5 protein-coding genes are annotated in these 3,121 nt (G+C 66.2%); 4 read left to right on the forward strand and 1 reads right to left on the reverse strand.

Annotated features, from left to right (window positions below):
• Positions 1-33: 33 nt before the first annotated feature.
• The 3 genes from ACFHYQ_RS19415 to ACFHYQ_RS19425 are packed head-to-tail and all read left to right on the forward strand — an operon-like array spanning position 34 to position 1,197.
• Positions 34-519: an SAM-dependent methyltransferase gene (locus ACFHYQ_RS19415; protein WP_394302576.1), complete on the forward strand. Its 486-nt coding sequence runs from the start codon at positions 34-36 to the stop codon at positions 517-519.
• Positions 516-899, forward strand: coding sequence for a hypothetical protein (locus tag ACFHYQ_RS19420; protein WP_394302572.1), 384 nt, complete (start codon positions 516-518; stop codon positions 897-899). Before ACFHYQ_RS19415 ends, ACFHYQ_RS19420 begins: the two co-directional genes overlap by 4 nt.
• On the forward strand, positions 892-1,197 hold the full coding sequence (locus ACFHYQ_RS19425) for a hypothetical protein (RefSeq protein ID WP_394302573.1): 306 nt from the start codon (positions 892-894) through the stop codon (positions 1,195-1,197). Before ACFHYQ_RS19420 ends, ACFHYQ_RS19425 begins: the two co-directional genes overlap by 8 nt.
• Positions 1,198-1,349: 152 nt before the next feature.
• Here ACFHYQ_RS19425 and ACFHYQ_RS19430 read toward each other — a convergent pair whose 3' ends face one another.
• A complete protein-coding gene (locus ACFHYQ_RS19430) occupies positions 1,350-1,721 on the reverse strand; it encodes a hypothetical protein (protein ID WP_394302574.1) in 372 nt (123 codons plus the stop codon).
• Between the two features lie 26 nt (positions 1,722-1,747).
• Here ACFHYQ_RS19430 and ACFHYQ_RS19435 point away from each other — a divergent pair, with 26 nt between their 5' ends.
• Positions 1,748-2,947 (forward strand): tyrosine-type recombinase/integrase, encoded by a 1,200-nt coding sequence (locus tag ACFHYQ_RS19435; RefSeq protein WP_394302575.1) that lies wholly within the window; start codon positions 1,748-1,750, stop codon positions 2,945-2,947.
• Positions 2,948-3,121 lie beyond the last annotated feature (174 nt).

Below are 3,121 nucleotides of genomic sequence, written 5' to 3' on the forward strand. Positions count from 1 at the left end.
GATCAAGCCCCACCGTAGGGGCGAATCAAGGGAATTGATCACAACCCGATACGCGCCCTAGTGCACGCGCGGGCGCTGCTGGCACGCGACGCCCAGACACGGGCAATCCTCAGGGACGTGCGCAGGCCGGAGGAGATCCTGACCGATCGCGACCTGGTCCACCTGCTCGACCTGTCGCGCCCGGTGGCTGTGCTGCTGGTCGCGGTACTGCACTTCATCCCCGACGAACACGACGCGTACGCGGCGGTGCGGACGCTGGTGGATGCGATGGCTCCCGGCTCCTTCCTGGTGGTCTCCCATGTCGAGCAGTGCCCGGAACTGGAGGCGGCAGTCCGGCACTACAAGCAAGCCAACGCACCGGCCGTGCCGCGGTCGGTCGACGAGATCGCCCGATTCTTCGACGACCTGGACCTGATCTCGCCGGGCTTGGTCAACGTACAACGTTGGCGACCGGATGATCAGAAGCCTTGCCTCGATGGTGACGTGCCGTGCTACGGCGGGATCGGGGTGAAGCGGTGAACGCGGCTACGGCGGTACGGCTCCGCTCCGTCGTGCCGGTAGCCGGGGCGGGTGAGATGGCCGAGCGGCTTCGCGTGGAGCTGGAGCGGCTGGGAGTCGCGGCCGAAGTGCGCGCGGGTGATGGGGTGGCACTGCTGTCGGTGTGGGCCGACCTGGTCGTGTGGTGCGAGCAGGGGCCGGACGGCTGGCGCTACCGCTGGTGGACCGGCCGCCTCGCCGACCACTCCGGGCTCTACATCTACACGCGGTGCCCTGTCCAGGCGGTCAAGACGGCCGCGCATCGGATCGCCGAGCGGTACGCCGAACTGCGGCACCTGCCTTCGCCGCGTGCCCTGGCGGCGGGGACCTGCGACGAGAACGGGGAGTGCGGTGATGGCTGAGGACTTGCTTGAGATCATTCGCTCCTGTCCTGGGCTGCACGCGGCCGCCGAACCTCAGGAGGGGTATGAGCGGGTGAACTGGCGCAAGAGCGTGCCGCGCGCTCCCCGCGTGCGGGTCCGTCGGCACACCTGCGACTGCAAGGCGATCGTGTATGAGCTGTGCCAGGCCGGCGGGCTGTCCTTCATCCGCCGTTTCTCCCGCTCCGGCGGCAAGACGCTGATCACCGAGTCGGATTGGGTGCGCGTTCCGGAAGCCGAGCACCTGTGGTTGAAGGTACTGATGGGCACGGCGCGGTGACCGCTCCCAAACTCGCTGGGCCGTCGGCGCACGATGCGGAGGGGCGCTTATGGCTGGGTGCGCTCATCACCTCGTGTGCTGGACCTGGCCCGGCAGCGGCGTTCCTAGCGGTGCCCAGTGTCTTGGCTGCTGGATCTGGTGGCGGATCGACCTCATTCCGGCGGGTGTACGGCCATGCCACCCCGACGACCTGCCATCCCGTGAGGAGCCGCCGCCCTCACCAGCGCGTCGAACGCGGCGGCGATCTCACATGCAGCGGCCTCGGCGTCTAATCGATCGGTGAACAACCGCAGGTGGAAGAATGCCTCGTCGGCGTTGGAGGTCAGATCGGCGCACATCTCCTCCCATGCCCGAAGCCGTGCGGCAGTGTCGACGTCCCCGCGCTCCGTGGATCGGTACTCGGTGACCTTGCGCGGGACCCACAGCAGCACGCGAAGCCATCCGTCCGCTTGGCGGCCGACGAGGGCGCGCAGGTCGGCGATGTTGCCCATGTGCGCGACGGGAACATGCCCGGCGGCGGCCATCTCTTCGACCTGGTGGCGGGGGTGAGGTGTTCGACACGGAGACTGGGCTACCCGTCTCCATGTCGAAGGCGAAGAACGCCGTAACGTGGCTCGCCTTCGTACTGGCGTACATCGACATGAAGTGGCCTCACGATGCGGCAAAAACACGCGACAGCCTGACCGACGCTCTCGCCACCGTGACCCCTGCACTCGTCGACGAAAACGCCCCCGGCAAGCCGGATGACCTAGTCCTCAGGGAAGCGCTCCGTCAATACGTTCTTCCCCCGGCCGGTCGGCAATTGCCTCGTCCAGCTGATATTGCGGCTGCTGTGACGTGGCTTGAACGTCACTCGCTGCCTGTAGCCGACCTGGCGAAGGTTCGGAACGTACGACTCGGCCTCGATGCGCTGACGCTTAGGCTCGATGGCGGGGCGGCTGCAGCTACGACGATCGCCCGGAAGCGCTCGGTCTTCTACAACGTGCTGCAGTACGCCGTAGACCTGGAAGAGCTGCCCTCGAACCCGATCGACAAGGTTAAGGCGTGGAAGCCTCCGAAGGTCCGCGAGGTCGTGGACCGGCGGGTCGTGGTCAACCCGGCTCAGGCTCGGGAACTGCTCGCCGCGGTGACCTACGCGGGCCGTCTCGACCGTGGCCGACACCTTCGGGCCTTCTTCGCCGCCCTCTACTTCGCCGGCCTCCGACCCGCCGAAGCGCTCGGCCTTCGCATGCAGGACTGCCATCTTCCCGAGACTGGCTGGGGTCGCCTCGTTCTTGCCAAGTCCAAGCCTCAGGCGAACAAGCGATGGTCGGACAGCGGAGAAGCACACGACGACCGCAGCCTGAAGCACCGCGCACAGGATGAGGGCCGTCCGGTCCCAATCCCGCCGGAGCTGGTAGCCATCCTCCGCGAGCACATCGAAGAGTTCGGCACCCACGATGATGGGCGCCTGTTCCGTACAACGAGGGGCGGTGTGATCTCCATCGGGACGTACTGCGAGGCGTGGCAGAAGGCTCGAACGTTGGCGCTGACGCCGGAACAGGTCGTCTCCCCGCTGGCGGCTCGGCCGTACGATCTGCGGCACGCGGCCGTCTCGCTGTGGCTCAATTCCGGCGTTGCTGCCCCCGAGGTCGCCGAGCGCGCTGGCCACGGGGTAGATGTACTGCTCAAGGTCTACGCAAAATGCATAGATGGAGGCGTAGAGATCTCTAATCGAAAGATCGACCATGCCTTGGAGACGTTTTCCTAGCAAAATCAGAAGCAACAACGCGACCCCTCCGGCTTTTTCCCTAAAGCCGGAGGGGTCGCTCCTTATAGCCCGCTTCTTGAGTTCCTCTTCGTAAGTGGTGGGCATGGGTGGTTCTCCTAATGAGTGTTAGAGAGTCGCCATCCGGCAGACTCGGGACTGGTAGCCACCGGTAGG

Origin of the sequence: Sphaerimonospora cavernae (assembly GCF_042435035.1) — a bacterium.
In the GTDB taxonomy this organism is placed as follows: Bacteria; Actinomycetota; Actinomycetes; order Streptosporangiales; family Streptosporangiaceae; genus Sphaerimonospora; species Sphaerimonospora cavernae.

Excerpts from the sequence above, each read along its gene's own strand:
- ACFHYQ_RS19425 (WP_394302573.1), top strand. The coding sequence starts at position 892 with ATGGCTGAGGACTTGCTTGAGATCATTCGCTCCTGTCCTGGGCTGCAC.
- ACFHYQ_RS19430 (WP_394302574.1), bottom strand. The coding sequence starts at position 1,721 with ATGGCCGCCGCCGGGCATGTTCCCGTCGCGCACATGGGCAACATCGCC.